24 protein-coding genes are annotated in these 26,623 nt (G+C 72.6%); 12 read left to right on the forward strand and 12 right to left on the reverse strand.

The genetic code is table 11. The features are described from left to right. Positions 1 to 44: 44 nt before the first annotated feature. Entirely contained in the window at positions 45 to 1,439 is a 1,395-nt protein-coding gene (locus tag AB0958_RS00930) for a cation:dicarboxylase symporter family transporter (protein ID WP_366888133.1), read from the reverse strand. A gap of 168 nt (positions 1,440 to 1,607) precedes the next feature. After that, positions 1,608 to 3,206, reverse strand: coding sequence for a peptide-N4-asparagine amidase (locus AB0958_RS00935; RefSeq protein WP_366888134.1), 1,599 nt, complete (start codon positions 3,204 to 3,206; stop codon positions 1,608 to 1,610). 139 nt (positions 3,207 to 3,345) lie between these two features. Between AB0958_RS00935 and AB0958_RS00940 the strand changes: the two genes are divergently transcribed. From AB0958_RS00940 to AB0958_RS00965, 6 genes are all read left to right on the forward strand, one after another. After that, complete coding sequence (locus tag AB0958_RS00940) at positions 3,346 to 4,854, forward strand: M1 family metallopeptidase (RefSeq protein WP_366888135.1); 1,509 nt, start codon at positions 3,346 to 3,348, stop codon at positions 4,852 to 4,854. Positions 4,855 to 5,078: 224 nt separating this feature from the next. After that, complete coding sequence (locus tag AB0958_RS00945; RefSeq protein ID WP_366888136.1) at positions 5,079 to 7,037, forward strand: peptidoglycan recognition family protein; 1,959 nt, start codon at positions 5,079 to 5,081, stop codon at positions 7,035 to 7,037. 197 nt (positions 7,038 to 7,234) lie between these two features. Beyond that, entirely contained in the window at positions 7,235 to 9,013 is a 1,779-nt protein-coding gene (locus tag AB0958_RS00950) for an ABC transporter ATP-binding protein (RefSeq protein WP_366888137.1), read from the forward strand. Beyond that, positions 9,010 to 10,791, forward strand: coding sequence for an ABC transporter ATP-binding protein (locus AB0958_RS00955; protein ID WP_366888138.1), 1,782 nt, complete (start codon positions 9,010 to 9,012; stop codon positions 10,789 to 10,791). Before AB0958_RS00950 ends, AB0958_RS00955 begins: the two co-directional genes overlap by 4 nt. Positions 10,792 to 11,094: 303 nt before the next feature. Beyond that, on the forward strand, positions 11,095 to 11,565 hold the full coding sequence (locus AB0958_RS00960; protein WP_366888139.1) for a DUF5709 domain-containing protein: 471 nt from the start codon (positions 11,095 to 11,097) through the stop codon (positions 11,563 to 11,565). A gap of 15 nt (positions 11,566 to 11,580) precedes the next feature. Further along, complete coding sequence (locus AB0958_RS00965) at positions 11,581 to 11,841, forward strand: type B 50S ribosomal protein L31 (protein WP_366888140.1); 261 nt, start codon at positions 11,581 to 11,583, stop codon at positions 11,839 to 11,841. An 8-nt stretch (positions 11,842 to 11,849) separates the two neighbouring features. Here AB0958_RS00965 and AB0958_RS00970 read toward each other — a convergent pair whose 3' ends face one another. Next, positions 11,850 to 12,644, reverse strand: coding sequence for a metal-dependent hydrolase (locus AB0958_RS00970; RefSeq protein ID WP_366888141.1), 795 nt, complete (start codon positions 12,642 to 12,644; stop codon positions 11,850 to 11,852). Positions 12,645 to 12,789: 145 nt separating this feature from the next. Between AB0958_RS00970 and AB0958_RS00975 the strand changes: the two genes are divergently transcribed. Together AB0958_RS00975 and AB0958_RS00980 are read left to right on the forward strand one after the other, a co-directional pair. Then, entirely contained in the window at positions 12,790 to 15,303 is a 2,514-nt protein-coding gene (locus AB0958_RS00975) for a DUF3516 domain-containing protein (protein WP_366888142.1), read from the forward strand. A 31-nt stretch (positions 15,304 to 15,334) separates the two neighbouring features. Then, a complete protein-coding gene (locus tag AB0958_RS00980) occupies positions 15,335 to 16,201 on the forward strand; it encodes an acyl-CoA thioesterase II (RefSeq protein ID WP_361341462.1) in 867 nt (288 codons plus the stop codon). Here AB0958_RS00980 and AB0958_RS00985 read toward each other — a convergent pair. Next, positions 16,138 to 17,100 (reverse strand): DUF6397 family protein, encoded by a 963-nt coding sequence (locus AB0958_RS00985; protein WP_366888143.1) that lies wholly within the window; start codon positions 17,098 to 17,100, stop codon positions 16,138 to 16,140. The genes AB0958_RS00980 and AB0958_RS00985 overlap by 64 nt on opposite strands. Positions 17,101 to 17,226: 126 nt before the next feature. Next, a complete protein-coding gene (locus AB0958_RS00990; protein WP_132887377.1) occupies positions 17,227 to 17,640 on the reverse strand; it encodes a roadblock/LC7 domain-containing protein in 414 nt (137 codons plus the stop codon). 95 nt (positions 17,641 to 17,735) lie between these two features. Here AB0958_RS00990 and AB0958_RS00995 point away from each other — a divergent pair, with 95 nt between their 5' ends. Further along, a complete protein-coding gene (locus tag AB0958_RS00995; protein WP_366888144.1) occupies positions 17,736 to 18,164 on the forward strand; it encodes a PPOX class F420-dependent oxidoreductase in 429 nt (142 codons plus the stop codon). Positions 18,165 to 18,167: 3 nt separating this feature from the next. Here the strand turns inward: AB0958_RS00995 and AB0958_RS01000 are convergent, their stop codons facing one another. The 5 genes from AB0958_RS01000 to AB0958_RS01020 all read right to left on the reverse strand — a co-directional run bounded on the left by AB0958_RS01000 (position 18,168) and on the right by AB0958_RS01020 (position 23,274). Beyond that, positions 18,168 to 18,773, reverse strand: a complete 606-nt coding sequence (locus AB0958_RS01000) for an ATP/GTP-binding protein (protein ID WP_366888145.1) — start codon at positions 18,771 to 18,773, stop codon at positions 18,168 to 18,170. Positions 18,774 to 18,927: 154 nt separating this feature from the next. Then, a complete protein-coding gene (locus tag AB0958_RS01005) occupies positions 18,928 to 19,341 on the reverse strand; it encodes a DUF742 domain-containing protein (RefSeq protein WP_366888146.1) in 414 nt (137 codons plus the stop codon). Positions 19,342 to 19,368: 27 nt separating this feature from the next. Further along, positions 19,369 to 19,806 carry a roadblock/LC7 domain-containing protein gene (locus AB0958_RS01010; RefSeq protein WP_132887373.1) on the reverse strand — a complete coding sequence of 146 codons (438 nt, stop codon included), beginning with the start codon at positions 19,804 to 19,806 and terminating at the stop codon, positions 19,369 to 19,371. After that, the gene (locus tag AB0958_RS01015) at positions 19,803 to 22,454 is read right to left on the reverse strand and encodes a sensor histidine kinase (RefSeq protein WP_366888147.1); all 2,652 of its coding nucleotides are present in this window, start codon (positions 22,452 to 22,454) and stop codon (positions 19,803 to 19,805) included. The genes AB0958_RS01010 and AB0958_RS01015 overlap by 4 nt, the downstream gene beginning before the upstream one ends. A 46-nt stretch (positions 22,455 to 22,500) precedes the next feature. Beyond that, positions 22,501 to 23,274, reverse strand: coding sequence for an MHYT domain-containing protein (locus tag AB0958_RS01020; protein ID WP_366888148.1), 774 nt, complete (start codon positions 23,272 to 23,274; stop codon positions 22,501 to 22,503). 150 nt (positions 23,275 to 23,424) lie between these two features. On the opposite strand from AB0958_RS01020, the gene AB0958_RS01025 reads away from it, so the two are divergent. The 3 genes from AB0958_RS01025 to AB0958_RS01035 all read left to right on the forward strand — a co-directional run bounded on the left by AB0958_RS01025 (position 23,425) and on the right by AB0958_RS01035 (position 25,417). Then, the gene (locus tag AB0958_RS01025) at positions 23,425 to 24,024 is read left to right on the forward strand and encodes a class I SAM-dependent methyltransferase (protein ID WP_366888149.1); all 600 of its coding nucleotides are present in this window, start codon (positions 23,425 to 23,427) and stop codon (positions 24,022 to 24,024) included. A 147-nt stretch (positions 24,025 to 24,171) separates the two neighbouring features. Then, positions 24,172 to 24,426 (forward strand): hypothetical protein, encoded by a 255-nt coding sequence (locus AB0958_RS01030; RefSeq protein ID WP_366888176.1) that lies wholly within the window; start codon positions 24,172 to 24,174, stop codon positions 24,424 to 24,426. Between the two features lie 136 nt (positions 24,427 to 24,562). Beyond that, the gene (locus AB0958_RS01035; RefSeq protein ID WP_366888150.1) at positions 24,563 to 25,417 is read left to right on the forward strand and encodes a hypothetical protein; all 855 of its coding nucleotides are present in this window, start codon (positions 24,563 to 24,565) and stop codon (positions 25,415 to 25,417) included. Positions 25,418 to 25,478: 61 nt separating this feature from the next. On the opposite strand, the gene AB0958_RS01040 is transcribed toward AB0958_RS01035, so the two are convergent. After that, a complete protein-coding gene (locus tag AB0958_RS01040; RefSeq protein ID WP_366888151.1) occupies positions 25,479 to 25,661 on the reverse strand; it encodes a hypothetical protein in 183 nt (60 codons plus the stop codon). Between the two features lie 359 nt (positions 25,662 to 26,020). Further along, positions 26,021 to 26,623: hypothetical protein (locus AB0958_RS01045; RefSeq protein ID WP_366888152.1), on the reverse strand; the 603-nt coding region annotated here is incomplete at its 5' end.

Consider the following 26,623-nt stretch of genomic DNA (forward strand, 5'->3'; position numbering starts at 1 on the left):
CGTAAGGTCCGGGAAGGGAGCCGCCCGGGGCGTACGGCCACCGGTCAGCTGTCGAGCACCGGTTCCTTGACCGGCACCTGCTCCGGCTCCGGCTCCGGCTCCGGCTCCGGCTCCCTGGCAGGCTCCCGCTCCGGCTCCCTGGCCGGCTCCACCTCACCACCCAGCACCTTCTTCGCCCGCTCGACGTCCAGCGCGCCCTCCCAGCGGGAGACGGCGAAAACGGCGACGCAGTTGCCGAGCAGGTTGGTGACGACACGCATCGAGTCCATGATGCGGTCGACGCCGAGCAGCAGGGCGACGGCGCCGGCCGGGATCGCGCCGAGCGAGGAGGCGGTCGCGGACAGCGCGAGGAAGGCCGAGCCGGGGATGCCGGCCATGCCCTTGCTGGTGAGCATCAGCACCAGGACGACGGTGATCTGCTGTCCCGGGCTCAGGTCGACGCCGACGGCCTGGGCGATGAACAGGGTGCCGATGGACAGGTAGAGCGAGGCGCCGTCGAGGTTGAAGGAGTAGCCGGTGGGCAGCACCAGGCCGACCGCGTCGTCCCGCGCGCCCGCCGTGCGCAGCTTCTGCATCACGCGCGGCAGCACGGACTCCGTGGAGGCGGTGCCGAGCGCGAGCAGCAGCTCGGCGCGGATGTAGCGGACGAACCGCCAGAGGCTGAGCCCGGTCAGCGCCTTGAGGGCGACGGCGAGCAGGGCGACGAAGAGCGCGGCGGCCGCGTAGCACAGGACGATCAGCTTGGCGTAGGTCTCGATCACGCCGAGCCCGTACTGGCCGATCAGGACCGCCGTCGCGCCGAAGACGGCGATCGGGGCGAGGCGCATCACGAAGCCGACGATCGCGAAGACGACCTCCTGGGCCTGCTCGACGGCCGGCAGCACCTGCGGCACCCTGGTGTGCCCGAGGTGCAGCAGGGCCGCGCCCACCAGGCAGGCCAGCACGAGCACCTGGAGCAGGGAGTTCTCGGCGAAGGCGCCTATGAAACTGGTCGGCAGGGCGTCGAGGACGAACTCCGTCGTGGAGGGCAGCGACCCGCCGCCCGTCTTCGCGTCGACCGCCTTGGCGCTCAGCGTGGCGGGATCGACGTGCATGCCGGAGCCGGGCTGGACGACGTTGGCGGCGACGAGTCCGATGACCAGCGCGAGCGTGCTCGCCACCTCGAACCAGATCAGCGCCTTGAGCCCGATCCGGCCGAAGGCCTTCAGATCACCGGCCTTGGCGATGCCGACGACGACCACGCAGAACACCAGCGGGGAGATGATCGTCTTGATGAGCCGGGTGAAACCGTCGCCGAGCGGCTGGAGGTCCGCGGCGAAGCCGGGCCACAGCCTCCCGACGACGATTCCGAGCACGAGTGCGCAGGCGACCTGCGCGAAGAGAGAGGTACGCAGCATGCGTGCGACGCGTCGCGGCGGGGACGGTACGGACTGCGGCACGGGCACTCCTTGTGGGGGTGTCGACTCGCGGAAGCCGAGCGGGACTTCTGCGATACGGAAAGCGACTTCCGTGCCGATCACTCTGCGGGCCTTCTTGCTCCCGTCCGAAACCGCGGTGTGTCAGCCAGGTAAATCCCATGCCGAGTGACGCATCGCACACCACTCTCTTCAGCAGCCGCTGTGATCCTCCGTCAGCACCCCCTGCGCGGTGGCCAGCGAGCGGTCGTAGCACCCGTCCGCCCCGTACCGCCGGTAGTGCTCACCGGACGTACCGACGGCGTGCCGCTGGTCGCGGGGCACGTCCAGGAGGTAGGAGGCGTCACCGCGGTAGGAGTCGTCCGACCACGACCAGCCGCCTCGGGGCCGGAGGACCGCGGCCCGGTCGCCGAGGGCGAGTTCGGTGCGCAGCCGGTGGTCCGCGCCGACGGTGACGGCGCCGTTCATCGTGTACGTCAGCCGGGTGCGCGTCGTCCGCGGCGCTCCGCCCGCCCGCACGGTGACGCTCTGGTCGTCCGTCCAGACGGCGTCGAGGGCGTCGGTCGTCTCGCCGTCGTTCCAGCGGTGCGCAGAGGTGTTGGCGAGCGTCCGGCCGACGGTGGTGGTCACCCGGCCGTGCGAAGTGTCGACGTATCCGGAGACGGTGAGCCGGTGCCCGGCGTCGGTGTCGACCCGGTGCTCCCCGGTACCCGGCGTGTAGAGCGAGGTGTTGACGGGTTCGGAGGCGGTGATCCCGGTGAGCCCGCCGGTCACGTGGGCGCGGTGGGCGTCCTGCCAGACCAGTACGTTCACCGAGGTGCTCCAACCGGCCTGCCCCTCGGGCACTCCGGCCACCGAGACGTCGACCCGGTGCGGGCGGCCGTCGTTCAGAAGCCCGGCGAACGGGGTCAGGTCGTATTCGATCGGCTTGACGTCGAAGGCCCGGGGGCCGGGGACGACGTACCAGAGGTAGGGGTTGGACCAGCCGCCGGTCCACACGTTCGGGAACGGCGCGGCGATTCCGGCCGGCCGGCCGTCGACCTCGATCCGCACCTCCCGGTAGGGTCCCTTGTCCGCCTTGCAGGAGTACGACGCCGGATCGGCCACCGTCAGGTACCAGAACTCCTCGCAGCCGCCGCCGGACCCGGTGGCGTACACCTCGGCGACGATGCGTTCGCTGTTGCGCGGGGTGGTGAGGGTGGCGCCGCCGTCGGTGAGGGTGAGCACCTTGTCCGGGGGCGTGACCTCGGGGCGTCCCGTGTAGAAGGTGAGGGTGACCTTGACGTCGATGACGCCGGTGTAGGTGTCGTCCACGACGTTGCCGATGAGCATCTCGACGTCCTGGGCGCCACGGAAGGTGTCGCCGTAGCGGGTGACGTCCTTCTCCACGTGCCACTCGATGCCGTCCGGGGAGGGCTCGGGGGTGGAGGTGCGCAGGACCTCGACGCCGCCGACGCGCAGGTAGCCGAGGCGGTCGTACTGACGGCCCTTCACCTTGCCGTCCAGTCGCAGCACCACCTTGCTCCAGCGGTCGCCGCACCCGCGCGGGGGCGTGTACGTGCCCCGGTACGGCGTGAAGTCACGGAACTGCGCCTCCGCCAGCGTGACCCGGCAGGACCTGGCGTGTTCGGGCACGGACACCGGCGGAGCGGCGGTGACCGGGTCGTGCCAGTCGGTGCCGAACTCGGCGGGTACGTCGGCCGCGCGGGCGGCTGGGGCGCCCGTGCCGAGCAGCGCGCCGGCCAGGAGGGTCGCTCCGACAATCATGGACATGACGATCCGGCTTCTCATGCCGGTGTTCTACGGGGAGTTGCAGGCCCACCGCAATGGGCGGACCGGCCGCGATCACACCGCCGTCGCGCACCCTGCTCGGGCGCATCCGATACGGACATATAGTGCTATGACCTGGCACTGGTGTCACAGTGCTGCCATGCAGATCACGACCGCTCGTGTCCGCCGCGCGGCCCTGGCCCTCGCCCTCGGCGGGGCCGTCGCCCTCACCTGCCACACCGTTCTCGCCGGCCTCCCGCGCGAGGGCCACCGCTCCCCCGCTCCCGGCCCCTCCGGCCTGGCCCCCGCCCCCGGCGCCCCCGGCATCGGCGACCCCCTCATGCCACTGGACGGCAACGGCGGTTACACCGTCCGGCGTTACACGCTCGACCTCGACTGGCGGGCCCCCGGGACGCCCTTCCCGGCCGGCACCACCATCGCCGCCACCGCCACCCAGGACCTGTCCCGATTCGACCTGGACTTCGCCGGCAACACCCTGCACCGGGTCACCGTCGACGGCGCACCGGCCACCGCCGTACGCGACGGGGACGAACTCGTCGTCACCCCCGCGCACCCGATCCCGCACGGCGGCGCCTTCACCGTCCGCGTCACCTACACCGCCGACCCCACCGGGCGGCGGCAGCGGACCGACGCCATCCGGGAGTACGGCTGGGTGCCCACCCCCGACGGCACCCTGATCTACGCTCAGCCCGACGGCGCCAAGCTGGTCTTCCCGGTGAACGACCACCCCAGCCTGCGCGCCCCGGTCACCTTCCACATCACCACCCCGCCCGGTCTGCGAGCGGTGGCCAACGGGCGGCTCGTCGACCGCGCCGGGCAGCCGGGCGGACGGGTGCGGTGGACGTACGACTCCGAGGAGCCGATCGCTGCCCAGCTGGTCCAGGTGGCCATCGGGAGGTTCACGTTCGCCGACGGCCGGGGCCCGCACGGGCTGCCCCTGCGGGACGTGGTGCCGGACGGCCTGGTCACGGACACCGGGGCCGCCCGCTCGCGCACCCCGGACCACCTCGCCTGGCTGGAACGGCGACTCGGCCCGTACCCGTTCCCCCGCTACGGCGTACTCGTCGGTGACACCGACCTGCCGGTGGCCCTGGAGACGCAGTCGCTGTCCGTCGTACCGAAGGACGACCTGCTGGGTGACCCGGCCGACGCCGAGCGCAACCTCGTCCACGAACTGACCCACCAGTGGACGGGTGACAGCGTCGCCATCCGGCGCTGGTCGGACCTGTGGCTGAGTGAGGGTCATGCCCGGTACTACGAACGGCTGTACGCCGCCGAGCACGGCGGGGTCGGCATGGCGGACGCCATGCGGGCCGCGTACGAGCAGCACGACCAGTGGCGTCACGACGACGGCGCGCCCGCCGAACCCACGGAGCCGACGCTCTTCAAGGTGATGCGGTACGACGGCTCGGCGCTGGTGCTGTACGCCCTGCGGGAGAAGGTCGGTGACGAGGCGTTCGACCGGATCGAGCGCACCTGGGTGACCAGGTACCGGGGCCGGGCCGCCGGCACCCGGGACTTCGTCGCGCTCGCCTCCGAGGTCGCGGGTGAGGATCTGACGCCGTTTCTGACTCCTTGGCTGTACGGCCCGGACACCCCCGAGATGCCCGGTCACCCCGACTGGCACGTGGACCCGGTCGAGGACTGACGGGACGCGCCCGGGGTCCGCCCCGTCGCGCGTCCGGATGCCGGAACGGTGCCCGCCGACCGGGTGGCCTCTGGCGCAGCACTGGTCCACCCGGTTGACGTTCGGCGCGCCGTGCCGCGCCGGGCACGGAAACGTACGAGGGGTGACATGACGGGCGACTCCGCTGCCCTGGTTGCGACGAGCGTGGTTGGAGACCCTCAGCAAGCGGTTGGAGACCCTCTGGTATGAGAAGAACTGTCGCTCCACGTGCGCCCGGCGCCCTTCGGACCTGCCGTCTGACGGCCTGCCTGATCGCGACGGCCGCGCTGCTGCCACCACTGCTGATCCTTCCGGCCTCCGGCGCCGACGACACCGAGGACCAGCGCCTGCAGAACGCCTTCACGGACGCCGCGCGCGAGTTCCACGTGCCGCGCAGTGTGCTCATGAGCGTCTCGTACATGCAGTCGCGCTGGGACGCCCACCCGGGAACCCCGAGCGCCGCGGGCGGCTACGGGCCGATGCACCTGATGGCCGCCGACCACGGCGGCGCCCCCGCTCCGGCACCGGGCCCGCAGGCGCCGGGCGGCCGGTCCGACGACCCGCTCGCGGGGACGGCGTTCACCGCCGTCGGCCACGCCGTGCAGCCCGCCAGCCTGGAACGCGCCGCACGACTGATCCGGGTCCCGGCCGGACAGCTGCGGACGGACGCCGTCGCCAACGTGCGCGGCGGCGCGGCGCTGCTGGCCGCCGCGCAACGGCATCTCGGCAAACCGCTCAGCACCCGCCCCGAGGACTGGTGGCAGGCGGTGGAACGTTTCCCCGGTACCCGTGACGTGACCTCCGCGGCCACCTACGCGGACGACGTCTTCGGCCTGATCCGCCGGGGTGCGCACCGGACCACCGCCGAGGGGCAGGAGGTCACCCTGCCCGCCTCCCCCGGCGTCAGAGCACACCCCGGCCCGCCGGCGGCACCGCGGCCGAAGAACGTCGAGTGCCCGCCCGAGCTGTCCTGCGACTGGCTCGCCGCGCCCTACGAGGAGATCGACGACGACGGCGACTACGGAAACCACGACCTCGCCGACCGGCCCCGGGACCAGCGGATCGAGTACATCGTCATCCACGACACCGAGTCGACGCTGCCGAACATGTTCAGGACCGTGCAGGATCCGACCGAGGCCTCCTGGCACTACTCCGTCCGCTCCAGCGACGGCCACATCACCCAGCACGTCAGGACGAAGGACGAGGCCTGGCACTCCGGCAGCAAGTTCGTGAACGCCCGCTCCATCGGCGTCGAGCACGAGGGGTTCCTGGCCCATCCCGGGACCTGGTACACGGAGCAGATGTACCGTTCCTCGGCGCGCCTGGTCCGCTTCCTGGCGAAGAAGTACGGCATCCCCATGGACCGGCAGCACATCTTCGGTCATGACAACGTGCCGGCGCCGACCGCCGACTCCATCCCGGAGATGCACGAGGACCCCGGTCCCTTCTGGGACTGGCGGCACTACTTCGACCTGCTCGGCGCGCCGCTGAAGGCGACGGCCCCACCGGACAGCCCGATGGTGATGATCCTGCCGGACTACGCCACCCACAAGCCCCGCTACACGGGGTGCGAGGGCGACGGCAAGCGGTGTCAGCCGCACGGCTCCAGCGCCGTGCGGCTGTACACCCGGCCGGACGAGAGCGCCCCGCTGATCCAGGACCCCGGCCGCAGGCCGGACGGCGAGGACTCCACGGAGGACGTCAGCGATCTCGGGTCACGTGTCTCCACCGGCCAGACGTTCGCCGTCGCCGACCGCAGCGGTGAGTGGACGGCGATCTGGTACCAGGGCCGCAAGGCGTGGTTCAAGAACCCCGCCGCGCACCCGACGGCCGTCGGTGCGAGCGGCCGCATGGTGACCCCGAAGGAGGGGCTGGCGGAGATCCCGGCGTTCGGGCGCGCCCTCCCGGAGGAGGACGCCTACCCGGAGGGGGTCGAGGAGGAGGAAGAGGCGCCGCTGCCCTACACCGTCCGGGCGGGCCAGCGGTACGTCACCCAGTCCGGCGTCGGCGGTTCCTACGTCGACAGGTCGACGTTCTCCGACGTACCCCAGCCGGTGGTGCTGGGCCACGAGAGGTACTACGAGATCCAGTTGGGCCACCGCCTCGCCTACGTCAGGGCGAACGACGTGGACCTGCTGGACACGCACGGCACGCCGTCCCACTAGGACGGCACCGAGGTGCAGCCGTGGGACGCCGCCCGGACCCTGCCCGGGCGACGTCCCACGGCTGTACGCGTTTCGGCCGACCGCGATAAAACCGTTTGATTTCGAGCACGCACCGGCGCGAACCTGTCACGGCTTGTCACCGCCCTTTCCCACCGATTCCCCCCTCCCCGACACGAGCCGCTGGGACGTCACCGCTCATGCAGATTCAAGATCTTCCGTATGCCGATCCGGGTGTGCCGGACGCCCGCTCGGGACCCCGGCTCCTGTGGTGGCTGGGGCGCAACCAGCTGGGCGGCCAGCTCAAGGCACTGGCCTGGGGACTGCTGCACTTCGTGTCCGTCTCCCTGCTGCCGTTCTGTGTGGGCTCCGCCGTCCAGGCCGTCGTCGACCGCTCCGGCTCCAGGCTGGCGCTGACCGGCGGTCTGCTGGTGCTGTGCGGTACGGCGATCGCGGTGGGCGACACCTTCCTGCACCGGACGGCCGTCACGAACTGGATCACCGCGGCCGCCCGCGTGCAGCAACTGCTCGCCCGCAAGGCCGCCGAGCTCGGCTCCGCGCTGACCCGGCGGGTGGCGGCCGGCGAGGTGGTGGCCGTCTCCACCGCCGACGTGGAACGGATCGGGTGGTTCGTGGAGGCCGTCTCCCGCTTCACCGCGGCCGCGGTGACCGTGGTCGGGGTCGGCGTGGGCCTGCTCCTCTACCAGCCCGCCCTCGGCTGGGTCGTCGCCGTCGGCCTGCCCCTGGTCGCGCTGGCCGTGCTGCCGCTGCTGCCCCGGGCCACCCGGCGCGCGGACCTCCAGCGCACCAAGGCCGGCCGCGCCACCGAACTGGCCTCGGACACCGTCGCCGGACTGCGCGTGCTGCGCGGCATCGGCGGCGAGGACCTCTTCCTCGACCGCTATCGCAGCGCCTCCCAGGAGGTACGGCGGGCCGCCGTGCGCAGCGCCCGGATGTGGGCGCTGATCTCCGCGATCCAGGTGCTGGTGCCCGGACTGCTGCTGATCATCGTCGTCTGGCACGGCGTCCAGCTCGCCCGCCAGGGCCGCGTCACGGTCGGCGAACTGGTCACCGTCTACAGCGCGGTCATGATCCTCAACTACCCGTTGCAGCACTTCACCGAGATCGCCATGGCCTACTCCTTCTCGCGCCCCGCGGCGAAACGCGCCGCGCGCGTGCTCCGCCTCGAACGGGCCACCGACATCGGCGGCTCCCGCGCGGACACGGTGCCGGACGGCGACCTGTACGACCCCGCCACCGGTCTGCTGGCCCCCGCGGGCCGCCTGACCGCGGTGGTCTGCGGCGACCCCGACGCGGCCGGGCGACTCGCGGAACGGCTGGGCGGCCACCCGGCCGAGGCCGGCACCTCGGTGCTGCTCGGCGGAGTACCGCTCGACGAACTGTCCCTGGCGGCCGCCCGTACCGCGGTGCTCGTCCAGGACAAGGACCCCGTGCTGCTGTCCGGTTCGCTGCGCGAGCTGCTCGACGTGCCGGCCTCCGGTGCCGTGCGGGCCGAGGACGCGCTGGCCGCCGCCCAGTGCGCGGACGTGCTGGACGCCCTGGTCCAGGGCTCGCTGGACGTCACCGACCCGCTGGACGCCCGGATCACCGAGCGCGGACGGTCCCTGTCGGGCGGGCAGCGCCAGCGGCTCGCGCTGGCCCGGTCGCTGCTCACCGACCCCGAGGTGCTGGTCCTGGACGAGCCCACCTCCGCCGTCGACTCGCACACCGAGGCACGGATCGCGGAGGGCATCCGCGAGGTGCGCTCCGGCCGCACCACGGTGGTGTTCACCTCCTCACCGCTGCTGCTCGACCGGGCCGACCGGGTGGTCCTCGTCCACGAGGGCGAGGTCACGGCGGTCGGCGTGCACCGCGAAATGCTGCACGCCGAGCCCCGGTACCGGGCCGTGGTGACCCGGGAGACCGACGAGGAAGCGGCCCTGTGCGGCGCGCTGGAAGAGATCGAGGAGAGCGCATGATCGGCGTCGCACCACCGGCCTACGACCCGGCGGCCCCGACGACGGCCGCCACCCTGCCCGTCGGCGCCGCCGCGACCGTACGCGCCTACGTGGCCGAGCTGTTCCGCAGGCACCGCCGGGCCTTCACCCTCCTCGTCGCCGTCAACGCGGTGGCCGTGGTCGCCTCCATGGTCGGCCCGTACCTGCTCGGCGCACTCGTCCAACGGGTCTCCGACGGAGCCCGTGACCTCCACCTGGGCCTGACCATCGGCCTGTTCGTGCTCGCGCTCGCCGTCCAGGCCGTGTTCGTGCGCGAGGTGCGGCTGCGCGGAGCCGTGCTCGGTGAGCGGATGCTGGCCGATCTGCGCGAGGACTTCCTGGTCCGGTCGGTCGGACTGCCGCCGGGGGTCCTGGAGCGGGCGGGCACGGGCGACCTGCTGTCCCGGATCACCACCGACATCGACCGGCTGGCCAACGCCATGCGGGAGGCCGTGCCACAGCTGTCGATCGGCGTGGTCTGGGTGGTGCTGCTGCTCGGCGGACTGGCCGTCACGGCACCCCCGCTGGCCGCCACCGTGCTGCTGGCCGTGCCGCTGCTGGTGGTCGTCTGCCGCTGGTACTTCAAGCGGGCCCCGGCCGGCTACCGCTCCGAGGCCGCCGGCTACGCGGCCGTGGCCGCCACCCTCGCGGAGTCCGTGGACGCCGGACGCACCGTCGAGGCGCACCGCCTCGGCGCCCGGCGCATCGCCCTGTCCGAACGCCGGATCACCCAGTGGACGGCGTGGGAGCGGTACACCCTGTGGCTGCGTTCGGTGCTGTTCCCCGCGGTCAACGCCACCCACACCACGGTCCTCGGCTCGGTGCTGCTGCTCGGCGGCTTCTTCGTGCTGAGGGGCTGGATCGACATCGGCCAGCTGACGACGGGCGCGCTCATCGCCCAGATGCTCGTCGAGCCGGTGAACCTGATCCTGCGCTGGTACGACGAGGTCCAGGTGGCCCAGGTGTCGCTGGCCCGGCTGGTCGGGGTGCGGGACATCGAACCCGACGCCGGTGACGGCTCGCTGGCTCCCGAGGGCCGCGAGGTGCTCGCGGACGGCGTCCGCTTCGGCTACCTGCCGGGCGTCGACGTGCTGCGCGAGGTCTCCCTGGCGGTCGCACCCGGTACCCGGCTGGCCCTGGTCGGCCCTTCGGGCGCGGGGAAGTCCACCCTGGGCCGGCTGCTGGCCGGGATCTACGCGCCCCGCGACGGCCGGGTCACCCTGGGCGGCGCGGAGCTGTCCCGGATGACCGCCGAACGGGTCCGGTCCCATGTGGCCCTCGTCAACCAGGAGCACCACGTCTTCGTGGGCTCCCTGCGCGACAACCTGCTGCTCGCCCGTACCGACGCCGAGGACGCCGAGCTGTGGGCGGCCCTGGGCGCGGTCGACGCGCACGACTGGGCGCGGGCCCTGGAGGACGGTCTGGACACCGAGGTGGGCTCCGGCGGGGTGGCGCTGACCCCGGCGCAGGCCCAGCAGGTCGCACTGGCCCGGCTGGTGCTGGCCGACCCGCACACGCTGGTGCTGGACGAGGCGACCTCGCTGCTGGATCCACGCGCGGCCCGCCATCTGGAGCGGTCCCTGGCCCGCGTCCTGGACGGCCGCACCGTGGTCGCCATCGCCCACCGGCTGCACACCGCCCATGACGCGGACGTCATCGCCGTGGTCGAGAACGGCCGGATCAGCGAGCTGGGCAGCCATGACGAGCTGGTGGCGGCCGACGGTGCGTACGCGGCGCTGTGGCGGTCGTGGCACGGCTGACCGGCCGTGCCACCGGGGCCGTACGGCGGCGGGTGTCAGGGGGGCCGTGCGGCGGCGGGTGTCACGGGGGCCCGCGGCGGCGCGGAGAGCCGCGGCACGACGGGGGTGCGCCGGGCCGTGCACGAGGTGCGTCGCAGGTCGGGCCCCGTGCCGTTGCGCGGGTGCGAGCAGGGGTGGAAGGCTGGAGAGCGGCACCGGTTCGGGGACCGACCGGGAACCGCGGGGTCCACGCCCTGTGGGACCCGCGCCGAGCGTGCCGGCGGCCCGCCCCGCGGACCGTGTCCTCACTGCCTGGAGGTAGCCGTGACCACCGCCGACGGATGGGGGGACGACGTCTACCAGCCCGACGAGTCCGAGATCCGGGAGGACTCGGGTGTCCTCGACGTCGAGGACACCCTGGACTTCGACGGCGTCACCGACCCTCTCGACCGCGGCTGGTCCCCGCCCGAGCGGCCGTGGGCGGTGGAGCACACCGGGGTGACCGCGGCCGAACGCCACCGGGGCGAGACCCTGGACCAGCGGCTGTCCGAGGAACTGCCCGATCCCGCCGCCCCGGACGGCGACGGCATCGGCGACTGCGCCGGCACGGACGGCGAGCTCCTGGACAACGAGGTCGGTGACCTGCGCTCCGGCCGGCTCGTCGCCCCGAACGAGGGGGTGCACGAGGACGACGAGAACGGCCTGGTCGCCAGCGACGTCGGCATCGACGGCGCCGGAGCCTCCGCCGAGGAGGCCGCGATGCACATCGTCGACGAGGACTCCGCGTACGGCTGAATCCGAGGAGCCGCCATGAAGCAGGACGAGCACCCCGACTACCACCCGGTGGTCTTCCGCGACCGCGCCGCCGGATACGCCTTCCTGACGCGGTCCACGGCCACCAGCGACCAGACCATCGAGTGGGACGACGGCCAGAGCTACCCGGTGGTGGACGTGGAGATCTCCTCCGAGAGCCATCCCTTCTACACCGGCAAGGCGCGCACGGTGGACTCCGAGGGCCGCGTCGCCGCGTTCGAGCGCCGTTACGGAAGTGGCTCCGGGGGAACCGGCTGACCGCGGGGTCAGATCACGTTGAGGGCGGCGGCGCCGCCTATGCCGCCGAGCACCATGAACACCGGCATGAGCACCCTCAGCTCGACCCAGCTGCCCGCGCGGAACCGCATCACCTTCGGCGGGCCCAGCGGGTACCAGCGCTTGCGGCCGATCGGGATGGGCCACAGGATCGGGCAGCCCGAGACGGTCAGCGCGTCCCCGATGTCGTGCACCAGCGCGCCCAGCACCACCGGCAGTCCCAGCCACAGGTACTCCTGGCCGGGCTGGGTGAACAGCCAGTCCGAGCCGTTGCCCGCCTTGTCCAGGATGTCCGCGAGGATCCAGGCGCTGGTCGCCGCCAACAACCACACCAGCACGTCGCTGCTGGAGCCGCGGGCGGCCCGCCACAGCAGACCCTCGATCGCCAGCACCATGTGCACGAAGAGGACCGCGAGCACCGCCCAGCGGCCGCCATAGATCGCGGCGGCCGAGCAGCCCCCGCCGATCATGACCGCCCACACCCAGGTGTGCGTGAGGGTGCGGTGGCCACCGGAGCGACGCGCGTCGCCCGGCTTGCGGGTGGCCTTGTAGACCGCGTACGACAGCTTGTCGACGATCTCGCAGATCCAGCGCGACAGCGGTCCGAAGGCCCGTGAGATGGTGGCGGCCTTGTGGTCGAGGTCGGGGGCGAGCGCGGCACCGGCGCAGATCAGCGCCCCGACCAGCAGCACCGGCCAGGGCATCGGGTGCCCGGCCGCGGCGGCCGCCGCTCCGACGCCGAGCCAGGCGGCGGCTCCCGACAGTGAGTGTGCTGGTCCCATCATGGCCGTGGCCCGCCCCATTCCTCGTGTACCGCTGTCCAGTTGACCGGGTGCGATGACGCTCCGTCGGCGACACAGCGTAGCGGTCATGATCTTCGTGCTCGAAGCCGATTCCCCCCTCGGCGGCCGGGCCAGGCAAGATGGGTGCGTGACCCTCATCGATCGACTGCCGCCGACCGCCGACCCCGACGCCCTGTACGAAGCCTTCGAGGCGTGGGCCGAGGAGCGTGGGCTCACGCTCTACCCCCACCAGGAGGAGGCGCTGATCGAGGCGGTCTCCGGGGCGAACGTGATCGTGTCGACGCCGACCGGCTCCGGCAAGAGCATGATCGCCGCGGGCGCGCACTTCGCCGCGCTGGCCCGGGACGAGGTCACCTTCTACACGGCCCCGATCAAGGCACTGGTGTCGGAGAAGTTCTTCGAGCTGTGCAAGATCTTCGGCACCGAGAACGTCGGCATGCTCACCGGCGACGCCTCCGTGAACTCCGACGCCCCCGTCATCTGCTGCACCGCCGAGGTGCTGGCCTCCATCGCCCTGCGCGACGGGAGGCAGGCGGACGTCGGCCAGGTCGTCATGGACGAGTTCCACTTCTACGCCGAGGGCGACCGCGGCTGGGCCTGGCAGATCCCGCTCCTCGAACTGCCCCAGGCACAGTTCATCCTCATGTCCGCCACCCTCGGCGACGTCTCGTTCTTCGAGAAGGACCTCACCCGCCGCACCGGCCGCCCCACCGCGGTGGTCCGCTCGGCGACCCGCCCGGTGCCGCTCTCCTACGAGTACCAGCTCACCCCGCTGACGGAAACGCTCACCGAGCTCCTGGAGAGCAAGCAGGCACCGGTGTACATCGTGCACTTCACGCAGGCGCAGGCGGTGGAGCGGGCGCAGGCGCTGATGAGCATCAACATGTGCTCGAAGGAGGAGAAGGAGCAGATCGCCGAGCTGATCGGCAACTTCCGCTTCACCACCAAGTTCGGCCGCAACCTCTCCCGTTACGTCCGGCACGGCATCGGTGTGCACCACGCCGGCATGCTCCCCAAGTACCGGCGTCTGGTGGAGAAGCTCGCGCAGGCCGGTCTGCTGAAGGTCATCTGCGGCACCGACACGCTGGGCGTGGGCGTCAACGTGCCGATCCGCACGGTCCTGTTCACCGCCCTCACCAAGTACGACGGCAACCGGGTGCGCACACTGCGCGCGCGTGAGTTCCACCAGATCGCCGGCCGGGCGGGGCGGGCGGGGTTCGACACGGCCGGTCTCGTGGTCGCGCAGGCGCCCGAGCACGTCATCGAGAACGAGAAGGCGCTGGCGAAGGCAGGTGACGATCCGAAGAAGCGGCGCAAGGTGGTGCGCAAGAAGGCGCCGGAGGGCTTCGTCGGCTGGACGGAGAACACGTTCGAGAAGCTGATCGCTTCCGAGCCGGAGCCGTTGACGTCCCGTTTCCGGGTGACGCACACGATGCTGCTGTCGGTGATCGCCCGGCCGGGCAACGCCTTCGAGGCGATGCGCCATCTGCTGGAGGACAACCACGAGCCGCGCAAGCAGCAGCTGCGGCACATCCGCCGGGCGATCGCGATCTACCGTTCGCTGGTGGACGGCGGGATCGTCGAGAAGCTCGAGACGCCGGACGCCACCGGCCGCATCGTCCGCCTCACGGTCGACCTCCAGCAGGACTTCGCGCTCAACCAGCCGCTGTCCACGTTCGCGCTCGCCGCCTTCGAACTCCTCGATCCCGAGTCGCCCTCCTACGCCCTCGACATGGTCTCCGTCGTCGAGTCCACGCTGGACGACCCGCGGCAGATCCTGGTCGCGCAGCTGAACAAGGCGAAGGGCGAGGCGGTGGCCGCCATGAAGGCGGACGGCGTCGAGTACGAGGAGCGCATGGAGCGCCTCCAGGACGTCAGCTACCCGAAGCCCCTGGAGGAGCTGCTCTTCCACGCGTACAACACCTACCGCAAGAGCCACCCCTGGGTCGGCGACCATCCGTTGTCGCCGAAGTCGGTCATCCGTGACATGTACGAACGGGCGATGTCCTTCACGGAGGTGGTGTCCTTCTACGAGCTGGCCCGCACCGAGGGCATCGTGCTGCGCTACCTCGCGAGCGCCTACAAGGCCCTCGACCACAACATCCCGGACGACCTGAAGTCCGAGGACCTCCAGGACCTGATCGAGTGGCTGGGCGAGATGGTCCGCCAGGTCGACTCCAGCCTGCTGGACGAGTGGGAGCAGCTCGCCAACCCGGAGGAGATGACCGCCGAGGAGGCCCAGGAGAAGGCCGACGAGGTCAAGCCGGTCACGGCCAACGCACGCGCGTTCCGGGTCCTGGTCCGCAACGCGATGTTCCGCCGGGTGGAACTGGCCGCACTCGACCACGTCGACGAACTGGGCGAGATGGACGCGGAGTCCGGCTGGGACGCCGACGCCTGGGGCGAGGCGATGGACAAGTACTGGGACGAGTACGAGGACCTCGGCACCGGCCCCGACGCCCGCGGTCCCAAGCTGCTGGTGATCCAGGAGGAGCCGCAGAACGCGCTGTGGCGCGTCCGCCAGATCTTCGACGACCCGAACGACGACCACGACTGGGGCATCAGCGCGGAGGTCGACCTGACGGCCTCCGACGCCGAGGGCCGCGCGGTCGTCCGCGTCACCGACGTCGGACAGCTCTGAGTACCGGTTCCAGCCCAGGAGAAGCGCACCCATGACGAACCCGGCCGAGAGACTGGTCGACCTGCTCGACCTGGAGCAGATCGAGGTCAACATCTTCCGTGGCCGCAGTCCCCAGGAGTCCCTCCAGCGGGTCTTCGGGGGGCAGGTGGCGGGCCAGGCGCTGGTCGCCGCCGGCCGCACCACGGAGGGCGACCGCCCGGTGCACTCGCTGCACGCGTACTTCCTGCGTCCGGGCAGGCCGGGCGTGCCGATCGTGTACCAGGTGGAGCGGGTCCGGGACGGGCGCTCGTTCACGACGCGCCGGGTCACGGCCGTGCAGCAGGGCCGCACGATCTTCACTCTGACCGCCTCCTTCCACAAGCCTGAGAGGGGAGCCTTCGAGCATCAGTTGCCACCGGCCCGTGAGGTGCCGCACCCGGAGTCGCTGCCGACGCTCGCCGAGGAGATCCGCAAGCATCTGGGCGAGCTGCCGGAGCAGTTGGAGCGGATGGCGCGCCGCCAGCCCTTCGACATCCGGTATGTCGACCGGCTGCGCTGGCACCCCGAGGAGGTGCAGGGCGCCGAGCCGCGCAGTGCGGTGTGGATGCGCGCGGTGGGTCCGCTGGGCGACGATCCGCTGGTGCACACGTGCGCGCTGACCTACGCCAGCGACATGACCCTCCTGGACGCGGTGCGGGTCCCCGTCGAGCCCCTGTGGGGACCGCGCAACTACGACATGGCCTCGCTGGACCACGCGATGTGGTTCCACCGGCCGTTCCGCGCGGACGAGTGGTTCCTCTACGAGCAGGAGTCCCCCATCGCCACGGGCGGTCTCGGCCTGGCCCGCGGGCGGGTCTACGACCTCGAGGGACGACTGCTGGTGTCGGTCGTCCAGGAAGGGCTCTTCAGGGCTTTGTAGAGCCAGCCGCGCAGGCCGTGCGAGCGCCTCGGCCATGCCGGGTGTCGGGGCGGTCGCGGTGCGGTGCCCGGGGTGTGCGGGACGGGGGAAAGGGTGTGCCGGACGGGGTGGGAGGTGTGCGGGACGGGGCCGGGCGCGGGGCTTGTGGTGCGGGCCGCGGCCACCTCCTGGGTGAGTTCGTTGCGGAGCCAGCCGATCTCGTCCGGGGCGTCCGCCGTCATGAGTTCCTCGGCGAGCCGCGCGGCGGGCGAGCCCGGCGCGCCGTGGGCGGGCGGGGCCGGCCGGAGCTTCTGCACGTGCGCGCGCTCGTGGGGGTCCGTGACCACCTCGTCGATCTCACCGGGGTCCAGGAAGGCCGCCACCACACCGGCCCGCTCCCACGGCCCGTCCGCCTGCCTCAACAGGAAACCCCGGTGGCGTCCGCGCCAGTTGCGCGCCCGCTGGTCGGCGCCCGCCCGCAGCCGGTCACGCAGTTCCTCCGGCGCCCGGCCGGTGAGCAGCCGGGAGTTCCCATGGTCGGAGACGAACTGCCGTAGCTCTTCGGCCAGATAGAGCCAGACCACGGCCCGGTAGCGGTTCGGGTACCACCTGACGGGAGTGATCAGACCGAGTTTGGCGAAGCGGGTGAACCTGGCCGCCGGGATCTCCATCAGGGCCGCGCCCTCGGCCGTGCCCACGACCTTCACGCTCTCGCGGAGGGTCCCGGTACGGGGGCGGAGCCGGTCGATCTCGGTCCGTGGCACCCGGCGGGCCCCGCCGCCGCCCTCGTCGGGCACTGTACGGATCCGTCCGAGGTGTACCGCGAGGTCGAACTCGCCGCGCCTGAGGCCCAGTTCCCGAGCTGCTCGGCCGGCTGCGAAGGTGAGCGGGCGGGCCTGGGCGAGGATGGTGCCGGTCATGGTCGTTCTCCCCCGTGGAGCGGGTGGCTCGCGCCGGGTGCGCTCGCCGTGGAAAAGACCGTAGCCGCTCCCGCACCATCCGTGGCGGCCCTGTGGATAACTCCAGGAGCGGAACGAAATACCAGCTCAGAGGTCTATCGCGGAGGAGCGCTCCGGCTGCCGGGCGTCCACGCCGAGGTGCTCGCCGACGCGGTTGACGAGCAGGGTCATCTCGTAGGCGATCTGGCCGATGTCGGCCTCTGCGCCGCTGAGGACGCACAGACAGCTGCCGGTTCCGGCGGCGGTGACGAACAGCACCGCCTCGTCGTACTCGATCATCGTCTGCCGGACCTGACCGGCGCCGAAGTGGCGTCCGGAGCCCTTGGCGAGGCTGTGCAGTCCGGAGGCGACGGCGGCCAGATGCTCCGCGTCCTCCCGGCGAAGGCCCGTGCTCGCGCCCGTGACCAGCCCGTCGTTCGACAGGACCAGCGCGTGCCGGACGTGTTCCACGCGCTCGGTCAGGTCGTCGAGCAGCCAGCCGAGCTTCTGGTTCTGCGCCATGTCGTAGCGTCTCCCCGTGTGCCGTCTCCCCCTGGCTGGAGGATCTCCCCGCCAGCCTTCCCCACCACCGGCGTCCGGGCAAGGAGGATGAGGGCATGGCAGAGAAGATGACCGACGAGGAATGGCGGGCGTTCGTCTCGCACGGCACCCGCACCGGCAAGCTGTCCACCGTCAACGCCGACGGCAGCCCGCACGTGGCCCCGATCTGGTTCCTGCTGGACGGGGACGAGCTGGTCTTCAACACGGGCAAGGACACCGTGAAAGGGCGCAATCTCGCCCGTGACGGGCGTGTCGCCCTGTGCGTGGACGACGACCGGCCCCCTTTCCACTTCGTGGTGCTCAACGGCCGCGCCCGGCTGTCCGAGGATCTGGGCGAGTTGCGTGATTCGGCCACCCGGATCGCGGCCCGGTACATGGGAGAGGACCGCGCGCAGGAGTTCGGCGCCCGCAACGGGGTTCCGGGCGAGCTGCTGGTCCGGGTGACCGTGGAGAAGGTGGTGGCGCTCCGGGACCTTACCGGTTGAGACTCAGCCGACCGAGTCGAGAAGCCGGGCGGTGTGCATCCGCCCGGCGTACTCGACGAGCCGGATCAGCACCTCCTTGCCGGAGTCCCGGTCGCGGGCGTCGCACAGGACCACGGGCGTGCCGTGGTCCAGGTCGAGGGCACGGCAGACGTCGGAGGCGCCGTACGTGCGGGCGCCGGTGAAGCAGTTGACGGCGACGACGAACGGGATGTGCCGGTGCTCGAAGTAGTCGACCGCCGGGAAGCAGTCCTCCAGGCGACGGGTGTCGGCGAGGACGACGGCTCCGAGGGCGCCCTGTGACAATTCGTCCCACAGGAACCAGAAGCGGTCCTGGCCCGGGGTTCCGAAGAGGTACAGGGAGAGTCCGGATCGGATGGTGATGCGTCCGAAGTCCATGGCGACGGTTGTGGTGACCTTCTGGTCCACGCCGTCCGTGTCGTCCACCGACTGCCCGGCCTCGCTGAGCATTTCCTCGGTGCGCAGCGGCCGGATCTCGCTGACGGCACCCACGAGGGTCGTCTTGCCGACGCCGAAGCCGCCGGCGACCAATATCTTGAGCGCCATGGCGGACGTGTCGTCGGCGGTGGTTTCGGAGTGCTCGGAGACCATGATCACTTCTCTCGGAGGGCGAAAGCCGCCCGGACGGGTCGCTGGGCTCGGGACGCGAAGCCAGCATCATGACAACTGCGGCGATCCTGCGGGTGCTCCGACCGGAACACGTCTCTTCTGACCGGCTCGCGCCCGGTTGGTTCCGGATGCTCATCTACAGTGCCCGCAATCCCGCGATGACTTCCCGCAGAATCCGTTCGTCGGGGAGCTGGGCCGGTGGCACCGGGCGGCTCACGGTGACGCAGCCCAGTTCCAGCAGGTCCCCGAGCAGCACCCGGACCACGCCCACGGGCAGGTCGGCACCGGCGGCGAGCTCGGCGACGGACTGGGTCTCCGTCCGGCACAGGTCGACCAGCGCCCGGTGTTCGGGGCCGAGCGCCGGCTCACCGTCCGCGCCGGAGCCCCCCGTCTCCAGTGTGACCAGGGCGATCAGGTCGAAGCGCACACCGGTGGGGCCGGGTCTGGTGCGGCCGCCGGTCATGGCGTAGGGGCGGACCAGGGGCCCGGCCTCGTTGTCGTACCACTGGCTGCCCGGCTCGCTCGGGGCGCCGGTCGTGAACTCGTTCATCCGCGGTGCTCTTCCGGCTCTGCCTGCTCATCCGGCGGCGGGCGGCCTGGCGGCGACGCGCGGCGCCGTGCGCAGGTGCTCGCCCACCCGCTTGACCAGGCGTGCCATCTCGTAGGCGACCAGACCGATGTCGGCGGTGACGGCGGTCAGCACGGCGAGGCAGGAGCCGTCGCCCGCGGCGGCCACGAAGAGGAAGGCGTCGTCCATCTCGACCATGGTCTGGCGTACCCCGCCCGCCCCGAAGTGCCGTCCGGCGCCCTTGGCGAGGCTGTTGAAGCCGGAGGCCACGGCGGCGAGGTGGTCGGCGTCCTCCCGCCTGAGGCCGGTCGAGGCGCCGACGGCGAGACCGTCGTTGGACAGCACCACGGCGTGCCGTACCTCGGTGACGCGTAGCACCAGGTCGTCCAGCAGCCAGTCAAGTTCGCCGGAACGGCGGTCCGGCGTCGTTCTCGGATCCTGGATCATGCGCGGTCTCCTTCGGTGCTGTCGGTGCCCGCTTCGGGTTCCGGGGTGGCTCCGCGGCCGGGCCGTCTGCCGCCGCCACGCGCCCAGCCGTCGCGGTAGGCCGCCATTCGGTCGCGGACCAGTTCGGGGGTGCGCTCGTGGCCGCTGCGGGCGGGCGCGGGTTCCTGGGCGCGGGGATCGCGCAGTTGGGGGGCGAGGTTCGCCTGTCGTACCCGGCGTGGGAGGTCGTCGTCGGAGAAGGGAGAGGAGCCGGAGGAGCCGGAGTGGCCGGAGGAGCCGGAGTGACCGGAGAAGACGGACGGACGGTCGGGGGATGTGGAGGCGTGGGGTGGGCGGTGCGGCCGCAACGCGGTGACTCCGGGGGGCGTCGGTTCGGGCGTGGAGCGCGGGGGTCGGGGAGCGGGGAGCGGGGGTTCGGGCGTGGGGCGCGCGGGTTCGGGGGCGGGGTGCGGGGATGTGTGGGTGGTGACGGCGCGGGCGGGCCGGTCCGCGGGGGCGTGGGCGGCGGCCTCCGGGAGGGCGGCGGGCACGCGCGCGTACGCGCGCGCCCCGGGCTGCTCGGTGCCGGCCGCCGGACGGCCGGGGTTCTCCGCCGGGCCGCTGTGCAGCAGGGCCTTCGGCAGCAGGACCACGGCGGTGGTGCCGCCGTACGGGGAGGTGCGCAGGTGCACCTTGATCCCGTGCCGGGCCGCGAGCCTGCTGACCACGAAGAGGCCGAGCCGGTCGCTGTCGAAGAGGTCGAGGGCCTCGGACTGCTCGATGCGCCGGTTGGCCTCGGCGAGCGTCTCCTGGCCCATGCCGAGGCCGCGGTCCTCGACCTCCAGGGCGTAGCCGTTGCCGACGGGTTCACCGGTGACGCGCACGCGGGTGTGCGGTGGCGAGAACTGGGCGGCGTTCTCGACGACCTCGGCCAGCAGATGCGTGAGGTCGGCCACGGCCGCGCCGACGACCGCGGCCTCGGGGACCTGGCGTACCTCCACGCGCGCGTAGTCCTCGACTTCCGAGACGGCGGCGCGCACCACGTCGGTCAGGGAGACGGGCATCCGCCAGGCCCGGCCCGGGGCGGCCCCGGAGAGGATGATCAGGCTTTCGGCGTGACGCCGCATCCGGGTGGTGAGGTGGTCGAGCCGGAAGAGGTCACTGAGTTCGTTGGGGTCGTCGGAACGGCGCTCCATGCTGTCCAGCAGACTGAGCTGGCGGTGCACCAGGATCTGGCTGCGGCGGGCGAGGTTGACGAAGACGCCCGAGATGCCGCTGGCGAGTTCGGCGCGTTCCACAGCCGCGCGCAGGGCGGCGCGGTGCACGGTGCCGAGGGCCTCGGCGACCTGGCCGGTCTCGTCCTCGGCGGGCGGCCCCGGGGGCGCCTCGGCGCGGACGTCGATCTCCTCGCCGGCCCGCAGTCTGCGCATCGCCTCAGGCAGCTTGCGCCGGGCGATCTCGAGGGCGCTGTTGCGCAGGCTCACCAGCTCGACGACGAGGCCGCGTCCGATGCGGACGGAGATGACGAGGGAGGCGCCCACGGCGAGCAGCCCCAACAGGACGGCGGCCCCGGCCGGGGTGAGCAGACCGCGGGCGAACGGATCGGCGCGACCCGCGACCGCGCGGCCCGTGTCGGCCTGGACGGCGCGCATGCCGTCCCGCACGCGCGCGTGCGCGGTGTTCCAGGCCGTCGCCCGTACCGCGTCGAGCGCTCCGGCTCCGGGGCGACTGGCGAGGATCTTGTCCTCGGCGGAGACGAGCGCGGTGTAGCCGGCGCCGTCCGCGAGCCGACGCCACGCCGCGCGCTGCGGGGTCGGCAGATCGGGGACCGCCGCGTCCACGAGGACACGGCGGGTCTCCACGGCACCGGTGAACAGCCGCAGCCGTTCGCCTCCGAGGGCGCCGGCCGACCGGGCACCGGCGAGGACCGCGTCCTCCTGGGCCAGGGCCTCGCCCGCGCGGGAGAACTCGAGCAGCACCCGCGCGTCGGCGCCCGTGTCGTCGGCCTGGATGCCGGAGAGGGCGCCGTCGACGGCGAAGCCGGTGGCGATGGTCCGCGTGTACCGCCCGTAGGTCGCGGCCCAGTCGGCGCCGCGGTCGCGCGGCGCCGTACGCAGCGTGCGCAGCTGCTCGGCGCCGGTGACGAAGGTTTTCAGACGCTGGGCGACATCGGACGGCAGTTCCTCGCTGTCGGCGACGGTGCTGCCCCGGCCGAGCCGCAGCCGGGCCACGGCCTGATCGGTGCGGGCCCCGAGACTCGCGAGGTCCGCGTCGGGTTCGGAGGCGGGGTCGGTCGCGTGCCGTACGGCGGCGGTGCGTTCGGCCTGGAGGGCGGCCACGGCGTCGGCGACCGGGGTTCGCAGCGCGGCGTCGACGCGTTGTGACTGGCGCAGCCGCGCGACGTCCTGCGTCGTGGTGACCGTGGCGTAGGCCCACAGGGCGAGCAGGGACATGACCGGCACCATGAGCAGGCAGACGACCTTGGCCCGCACGGTCCGGGGACGGAGCCGCCAGCCTCCCGGGCGCGCGGGAGGCTGGTCCGCCGGGGTGCCGTCGAGGTCGTCGACCGGTTCGTGGGCGGGTTGCCCGGCGTGCGCGCGGCGGCCGCGCGGTGGTCCTGGAGACGGGGTCTCCGCGCCCGCCGCAGGGGTCCTACGGGATGTACGCATGGCGTCCTCGCTCGGAAGGTGGGTCGTGTGCGGGGCAAGGGCCCGGTCAGCGCGTGGCGCCCGGGACGGGCCGCTGGGCGGACGCGGACGCCTCGCGCTCCCCGGCCGTGGGCGAGAGCGCGACGAAGGCGGAGGTGAGGAACAGGTAGGAGCCGAGGCCCACCGCGAGGGGGAAGATGAACTGCATCGCGGTGGCCCCGGGCAGGGGCGAGCCGGAGGGCGTCACGTGCACGCTGACCGCGAACATCCCGGTGTAGTGCATGCTGCTGACCGCCGCTCCCATGACGAGGGAGGCGAGGGTGACGGCGACGGGTGACCTGATGTTGAGCGCCGCCCACAGGGCCGCGGTCGCGGCGACCACGGCGATGAGCACGGACAGCCCGACGAGCATCGGGTCGTAGCGCACGTCACCGTGGAGCCGCACGGCCGCCATGCCGAGGTAGTGCATGCTGGCGACGCCCAGCCCGGTGGTGAGCCCGCCGAGCAGCAGCGCCCGCCCGCGGTCGCGGCTGTAGCCGACGGCGAAGACGCCGGCGCTGACCACGACGACGGCGACGACCAGGCTGAGGACGGTCAGCGGCACGTCGTAGCGGATGTCGGTGCCGCTGACCCCGAAGCCGAGCATGGCCACGAAGTGCATGGTCCAGATGCCGGTGCCGATCGCGGAGGCCGCGGTGAGCAGCCAGTTGCGGCGTGCGCGGCCGGTGCTGCCGAGCGCGCGGACGGTGCAGCGCAGCCCCAGTGCGGCGCCGGTACAGGCCATGACGTACGACAGCACGGGGGTCAGCCAGCCGAAGGTGGCGTGGTCCAGGTGTCCCATGGCCAAGGGACGCTAGGGGGCACGGGGGCGCAGAGGGAGCGCAGTTCGAAAGGTGCTGCAATATGACACAGAGATGCGCCGGAACGATCGCCTCCCGCTCGAACGTGCGCGCAGGGGCGTCCTCCGTGCCGGTGAGGGATCATGCAGAACATGAGCGAAGACCACACTCGTGTCCGGGAGTCCTTCACCGAGCGGGCGGCCGACTGGGACAGCCGGTTCCCGGACGACGGTCCCGCCTACGCGGCCGCCGTCGCGGAGTCGGGGCTGCGCGTGGGAGACCGTGTGCTCGACGCGGGCTGCGGTACCGGGCGGGCGCTGCCGCCGCTGCGCGCGGCCGTGGGGCCCTCGGGCACGGTCCTCGGGGTGGACCTGACGCCGGCGATGCTGGAGGCCGCCGTGCGGGCCGGCCGGGACCGGGCCGGGCGGCTGCTGCTCGCCGACGTCGCCGCGCTGCCGGTGCGGTCGGAGTCGCTCGACGCCGTGTTCGCCGCGGGACTCGTCGCCCACCTGCCCCACCCCGCCGAGAATCTGCGGGAGCTGGCGCGGGTGGTCCGCCCCGGCGGCGTACTCGCCCTGTTCCACCCCATCGGCCGGGCCGCTCTGGCAGCGCGCCAGGGGCGGCAGATCACGCCGGACGACCTGCGTGCGGAGGGCAATCTCGGCCCCCTGCTCGCCGGTTCGGGCTGGCACCTGACGTCCTACGTGGACGAGGACGCCCGGTTCCTGGCGCTGGCGGTGCGCACGGGCTAGCCGACGCCCTCTTCTGTTACCGGGACTTCGACTCTACGTTCAGTGAAGGAAGGCGTTCGTTCGAGAACAACAGCCGACAGGGGGAAGGTGGTGCGCGTGTTCGCACGGATCCGCAGGTACGCAGCCAGATCTCGGGGTGGCGACGCGATCGGGAGCGCGGGGGTGTCGCCGCGGAGTGAACGGCGTGCGCACAACTTGTTCGAGGCCGCGGCCGCCTATGTCGCGGCCCGCGCGGAGGACGACCAGGACCGGCTGGAGGAGGCGTCGGGCTGGGTGTCGCCGGAGGCGCTGTCGTTCGGGGTGAGCGAGCTGGCGTGCCGGGCCGTCGTCGAGCTGGCTCGGGAGCGCGCCCAGTCGCCGCGGACGGTGGCGCGCGACCTTCTCGGGCTGCCGGTCGCCTGAACTGCCGGTGCCACTGTGGTCGTTTTCATCCGGTCCCGGTGGAAAACTGCAGCTCCGCGTGTGGACCCGGTCGTGACAACGGGCTTCCGGTCGCACTATGGTGCGCGCCGTTGGAGGAACGACTGGGGAGGCAGGGATGGCCGGGACCGACGAGGAGGCCGTCGACACCGCGGACGAAGCGCTGTACGTGCTCACGGCGGTGCTGCTGACGCCGGCGAAGTTTCCGAGCGTGCTGGGCGACGACTATCCGGAGGCCTGCGCGGCACTGGAACTGGCACCGCGCGCCGACGGCTACGGCCTGGTGCTCGGCCAGGACGGCGACGGAGCGCGCTGGACGGTCGTGATCGACGACGTCTCGCTGGTGGCCGTCGCGATCGCGTCCTGGGACTGCGGCATGGAGTACGACCTGTCGCCGGACGAGCGCACGGTGGTCACCGCTCTGCCCGGCTGGCCGCTCGCGGTCGCCGTGGCGGCCCCCAACGTGCCCGCGCCGCACGACCCCGGCCCGGAGGTCGCGGACCGGGCCGCGCTGACCCCGCCGGACACGAGCACCTGGGGACCGGCGCAACGGCGGCTGGGCGCGGACGAGATCGCCCTGCAGTGGGCGATCTGGCGGGAACAGATCAGCGAGGACCACTTCCGCACGCCTGCGGACCGCACCCCGCAGGCCGCCGAGGAGGACCCGGAGAAGGCCCCTGAGGGCTCCTCGGCCGCCCCCAAGGGCCATGTCGGCATCCGGCGTGCCCTGGCCGAGGCGCGCGCCTACGTGGACACGCCTCCGCCGCTGGGCCGGGTCCGCTCGTCGTTCGCCCCGGGCGACGCCCGGACGCTGCGCGCCGACGGGCCCGGCTGGTCGCTGGTCGCCCGCACCGACGACATGGCCTTCGTGCTCCTCGACGACGAGCCGGGCGAGGTGCTGCCCGTCGGACGGGGTCCCGAGCTTCCCGGGCTGCTGGAAGCCCTCGACAAGATGGCCGTGCGCCCTCTGTGAGCCCTCCTGGGCCGCGCGGGCCCGGCGCGGTGGCCGGGGTGGCGGCCCCGGAGGGGGCGGCTCAGCGGCCGATCTCCTTGCGGCTGATCCGGCGCAGCCTGCGGCGCTGCGAGGGGTCGAGGGTGAGGTACGCCGCCACCGGCACGCCCACCACGATCAGGAAGGTCACCCACCAGGGCAGCCATATGAGCAGGATGAGCCCGACCGCCACACCTCCTGCGGCGATCTTCGCGTTCTTCGACATCGGCGTCGCCTCCTTCGCGGCCCTTGCCGCTCTCTGATCTGAGAACGGCCTCGCACCTCGCGCGGTTCCGGACCGCGACCCTGAGACATCCCTGACGCGCTCCCCTACTGGCCGGTCCCGGCCGCGGACACCGGCCGCCCGACTGCCGGGGACTGCTGGGGAGTGCTGAGGCTGCCGGGGGCTGCCGGGGCCTGCCGAGGACCATCGAGCCGAACGGCTGTGTCGAACAGCTTGTGAAGTGATCCAGCAGGGGGCCACGGAGACGGACGGCGCGGGCGCGTTCGACGCGCAGGGCCGCCTGGTCGACAGCGGGCGTCGAGACGACCCTGGTGTACGTCCGGCCGTCCAAGGGGCTGTGACTACCCCAGCAAGGAGGGCAGCAGGGAATCGAGGCCGCTCGGCAGTCCGCTGGGAAGTTCCGATGGCCACTGCGAGGGGAGTTCGCTCGGCAGCCGGGACGGCAGGCTGCTGGGCAGCTCCGACGGCAGGCTGAAGGAGGGCCGGGCGGGGTCAGAGGTGTCCGGAGCGCTCGTGGTGGGGTTGCCGCCGGGTGAGCCGCTGCCGCCGGATGACGCCGTCAGCACGACGACAGCGGCCGCCACCGCCGCCCCCAGCACCGCCAGCACGGCGATCAGCGCGCCCCTGCGCCGCCGCGGCGGCCCGGGTGGCCGCGGCGGTGTCCAGCCGACCGCGGTCGGCGGCTCGCCACCACCGGGCGGCGCACCGAAACCGCCGTACGGCGACCGGCCGGCCACGTCGTCCACGGGCGCCCCGAACCGACCGCCGGACCGCAGTCCGTGGTCGACGTCGGCCTGCGGTCCGTAGTCCGTGCCGGTTGGTTGACCGTAATCCCTACCGGACGGCGGCTCGTAGTCCGTGCCGGACGGCGGCCCGAAACCCCCGCCGGACAGCGGTTCGTAGTCCGTGCCGGACGGCGGCCCGAAACCCCCGCCGGACAGCGG

Source organism: Streptomyces sp. NPDC006655 (assembly GCF_040703965.1).
Taxonomy (GTDB): Bacteria; Actinomycetota; Actinomycetes; order Streptomycetales; family Streptomycetaceae; genus Streptomyces.